Origin of the sequence: Rhodopseudomonas sp. B29 (assembly GCF_000333455.1) — a bacterium.
In the GTDB taxonomy this organism is placed as follows: Bacteria; Pseudomonadota; Alphaproteobacteria; order Rhizobiales; family Xanthobacteraceae; genus Rhodopseudomonas.
This window is the reverse complement of the sequence record NZ_BADD01000650.1, coordinates 1-4358: the sequence shown is the minus strand read 5'-3', so window position 1 is coordinate 4358 and position 4358 is coordinate 1. Positions and strand designations below refer to the sequence as shown.

The window sequence follows — 4358 nt, the reverse complement described above, 5'->3', positions numbered from 1 at the left end:
TCCTTCGCTTCTTGGTGTCGGCCGACGCCATGTCGATCGGCGGCACCCCGATGTCGGTGACCTGGTAGACGAACCATTCGGTGCCGCTGGTGCCTTGGCCTTGGCCGAAGCCCTCCTTCGGCGTGCGGAACACCGCGGCGACCACGCCGCCCGGAATGCCCGACGAAGCCGTCTCGCGCTTCAGCCCGGTCGCGGTTTCGACCTTGACGCCCGCCGGCGCCACGTCGGCGAGCTTGCCGGTGGTGCCGAGCTTCTGCACCAGCTCGGCTGCCATCGTCCGCAGCCGGCTGGTCACCTGTTCGGCGCGCCAGCGGGTCTCGACCTCGGCCTTGACCTCGTCGAAGCTGCGCTCGTGCGCCGGCGTGATGCCCAGCACGTCGTACCAGACAAAACCGTTCTGGAAGCTGATCGTGTCGGTATCGACACCGACATCGCTGTTGAACACGGAGCTGGTCAGGTCGAGGCCCTGCGGGATGCCAGCGACCGGCTGGCCGTTCGGCGCCTTGCCGGAGCGATCGATGGCATCCACCGTGACGGCGTTGAGGCCGAGCTGCTTGGCTGCGTCGATGACGCTGGCGCCGCCGCCGCGGGCGTCTTCCATCTTGTCGTGGAGATCCTGAACCTGCTTGCGGGCGCGATCGAGCGCGATCTCGCGTTTGATCTGCGGCGCCGCGGCGGCGAAGTCTGGCTCACTACCGGGTTCGATCTTCGCGACCTTGAGCAGCACCGTGCCGAACTGGCCCTGCACCGGCTGGCTGACTTCACCTTGGGGTAGCGAGAACGCCGCATTGGCGACGGCCGGATCTAGCATGTCAGCCTTGGTGACGAGGCCGAGGTCGTAGTCGCCGGGCTTCTGTCCGCGCTCCTTGGCGAGGTCCTCGAACGACGTGCCTGCAGCGATCTTGTCGCGCGCCGCCTTGGCTTCATCGGCGTTCGGGAACGACATCTGCAGCACGTCGCGCTTCTCGGGCGTGGCGAGCTTGTCCTTGCGCTGATCGAACACCGCACGGGCATCGGCGTCGGAGACGTCGGTCCATTTGGCGAGCGACTCCGGCGTCAGCACGACGAACGAGACCTTGCGATATTCAGGTGCCAGGAACTGGGTCTTGTGGTCGTTGTAGTAGCTGGTCAACGCTTCGGCAGAGGGTGGATCGATGGTGCCGACCTGGGCGTCCGTCAGCTTCAGATAATCGATGCTGCGCTGCTCGTTCTGATACTGGCTCATCGCCTGCAGCAGCGTCTTCGACGGCTCGAGGCCTTCGGTGATGGTCCCGGCGATCTGGCGGCGCAAAGCGACGCGGCGCTGTTCGGCGATGTAGCGCTGCTCGGTGTAGCCGAATTGGCGGATCAGCTGCTGGAAGCGGTTCGGGTCGAACTGGCCGTTGGTGCCCTTGAAATTCGGGTCCTCCAGAATCGTCTTCATCGTCGACGCTTCGGTCTGGCCGAGGCCGAGCCGCCGCGCGTCTTCGTCGAGCGCGGCTTCGGCGATGGTCTGCTGCAGCACCTGCTGGTCGATGCCGAAGCTGCGCGCCATGTCGGGCGTCAGCGGCCGGCCGAACGAACGGCCGATCTGCTGCAGACGATCATTGTAGGTCTGGCGGAATTGCTCGGTGGAAATCTCGGTGTGGCCGACCTTGGCCAATGTGGAGCGGCCGAAGCCGCGGAAGATGTCGGCAATGCCCCAGACGCCGAAGCTGATGATCAGCACGCCCATCACCACACTCATGATGGTCTTGCCGACCCAGTTCGACGAGGCCTTGCGCATTCCACGAAGCATGAAGCAGTCACTTTTCGGCAGGAGGGAACCGGCAGCGCCGAGCTGGCGCGCGGCGCGCAAATTAGCGTCGCCTGTTTGAAAAGCCACCATAAAATGCCGGTCCGGGCGCGGCAATCGGCGGCGATGTCACGCGGCTCCCGCGCCAGCGCCTTGGATCCAGCCAGTTCGCAATGCGACGCAGCGGCGATGCTTGGTGCGGCGAAGTGGTCAGCTTGAGCAATGCAACCGGCTCTGCTAGCCAACCGGCAGATCCCCTCACGAGAGAGCGCTCATGCCGGGCCCAGCCGTTCGTCCCTTGATTGCCGGAAATTGGAAGATGAACGGTCTGAGCGCGTCACTGACCGAGTTCAGTGCCATGCTGAAGGGCGCCGGCGATCTGCCGTCATCGGTCGATCTGCTGGTTTGCCCGCCCGCGACCCTGCTGGCCGGCTTTGCGCAGACGCTGGCCGAAAAGTCGGCGCAGCGTGTCGGCATCGGTGCCCAGGATTGTCACACCGAGGCCTCCGGCGCCCATACCGGCGACATTTCGGCCGAAATGCTCGCCGACGCCGGCGCTTCGGCCATCATAGTCGGCCACTCCGAGCGCCGTGCCGATCATGGCGAGACCAACACCATTGTCCGGCAGAAGGCCCAGGCGGTGTGGCGTGCAGGGCTGCTGGCGATCGTCTGCGTCGGCGAGACCCAGGGTGAGCGCGACGCCGGCCATACGCTCGACGTCGTCGCCGGCCAGCTCGCCGGCTCACTGCCAGACGGTGCTACAGCGGCGAATCTGGTTGTGGCCTATGAACCGGTCTGGGCGATCGGCACCGGTCGCACCCCGACCGCTGCCGATGTCGAGGAAGTTCACGGCTTTATCCGCAAGACCCTGGTCGAGCGTTTCGGCGAGGCTGGCGAGGGGATGCGGCTGCTTTATGGCGGCTCGGTCAAGCCGTCCAACGCCCGCGAATTGATGGCGGTGGCGAACGTCAACGGAGCCCTGGTCGGCGGCGCCAGCCTCAAGGCTTCCGATTTCCTTGCGATCGCCGCTGGCTGCCCCTAGCTAAGCCGGCGAAACCGGTCGATCCGGCGGCGGTTCTGTCGCCGGCGGGGGTGACAATTCCCGGCTCGCCGTGTAGACACCGCGCCAAATCGATGCTCCCGCAAGCCTGACGCGCGCCGCCTGTCGGCTGATCCCGGCTTGCGATGGAAGGAACCCATGCAGACTGTCATCATCGTCATCCACCTGATGTTCGTGCTCGGCCTGATCGGCACGGTGCTGCTCCAGAAGTCGGAGGGCGGCGGGCTCGGCGTCGGCGGCGGCGGTGGCTTCATGTCGAGCCGCGGCACCGCGAACCTGCTGACGCGGACGACGGCGATCCTGGCGGTCGGGTTCTTCGCCACCAGCCTGCTGTTGTCGTGGCTGGCGAGCTACAATCGTCAGCCGGCCTCGATCGTGCCGGAGCTGCCCGGCCAGCAGTCGCCGGCCACCCCGCTGCCGCCGATCTCGCAAGGCGGCGGCGTGCTCGACACGCTCAAGCAGGTCGACAAGCAGCAAAATCAGGCGGCCCCGGCGCCCGCGCCCGGACCGCAGGTGCCGCAGTCGCAATAACGCAACGCGGCCATGCTCAGGAGAGGTTGTGATGAAGCTTCACATCTCTCCGACAACAATCTGACAGCGCTGGGAATTCCAGCGTAATCCACAGCCTCTGGAAAAACCCCCGGCGGCGTCGAATCGCTTTGGCGAATCGATCGCGGGGCCTTAAAGGTAAAGTCCCATGGCGCGGTATATTTTCATCACCGGCGGCGTGGTCTCCTCGCTCGGCAAAGGTTTGGCTTCGGCGGCACTAGGTGCGCTGCTGCAGGCGCGTGGCTACAAGGTCCGCCTGCGCAAGCTCGACCCCTATCTCAACCTCGATCCGGGGACGATGTCGCCGTATCAGCACGGCGAAGTGTTCGTCACCGACGACGGCGCCGAGACCGATCTCGATCTCGGCCATTACGAGCGGTTCACCGGGCGGCCTGCGACCAAGCAGGACAACATCACCACCGGACGGATTTATCAGGATATCCTGACCAAGGAGCGCCGCGGTGATTACCTGGGCGCGACCATTCAGGTGGTCCCGCACGTCACCAACGCCATCAAGGACTTCATCGTCAGCGACAACGACGGCTACGATTTCGTGCTGGTCGAAATCGGCGGCACCGTCGGCGATATCGAAGGCCTGCCGTTCTTCGAGGCGATCCGCCAGATCAAGAACGATCTGCCGCGCGGCGACGTGATCTACATCCATCTGACGCTGCTGCCCTACATCCCGAGCGCCGGCGAGCTCAAGACCAAGCCGACCCAGCACTCGGTGAAAGAGCTGCGTTCGATCGGCATCCAGCCGGACATTCTGCTGTGCCGCACCGACCGGCCGATCCCGAAGGAAGAGCGCCGCAAGCTCGGGCTGTTCTGCAACGTCCGCGAAAGCGCGGTGATCGAGGCGCGCGACGCCGACAGCATCTATGCGGTGCCGGAGGCGTATCACGCCGCCGGGCTCGACGACGAAGTGCTGGCGGCGTTCGCCATTGCCGCCAAGGAGCCGCCGCATCTCGATCGCTG

Annotated in this window: 4 protein-coding genes; 3 read left to right on the top strand and 1 reads right to left on the bottom strand. The window is 65.5% G+C overall.

Annotation, left to right across the window (positions count from 1 at the left end; translation table 11 throughout):
- Positions 1–1777 (bottom strand): peptidylprolyl isomerase (locus I5M_RS23350; protein WP_040771870.1); only part of this gene is annotated, 1777 nt, incomplete at its 3' end.
- A gap of 271 nt (positions 1778–2048) precedes the next feature.
- Between I5M_RS23350 and tpiA the strand changes: the two genes are divergently transcribed.
- The 3 genes from tpiA to I5M_RS23335 form a co-directional block, all read left to right on the top strand.
- Entirely contained in the window at positions 2049–2816 is a 768-nt protein-coding gene (tpiA, locus tag I5M_RS23345) for a triose-phosphate isomerase (RefSeq protein WP_022723604.1), read from the top strand.
- Between the two features lie 156 nt (positions 2817–2972).
- The gene (secG, locus tag I5M_RS23340; RefSeq protein ID WP_022723603.1) at positions 2973–3365 is read left to right on the top strand and encodes a preprotein translocase subunit SecG; all 393 of its coding nucleotides are present in this window, start codon (positions 2973–2975) and stop codon (positions 3363–3365) included.
- A 166-nt stretch (positions 3366–3531) separates the two neighbouring features.
- The coding region (locus tag I5M_RS23335) for a CTP synthase (protein WP_022723602.1) at positions 3532–4358 on the top strand (827 nt) is incomplete at its 3' end.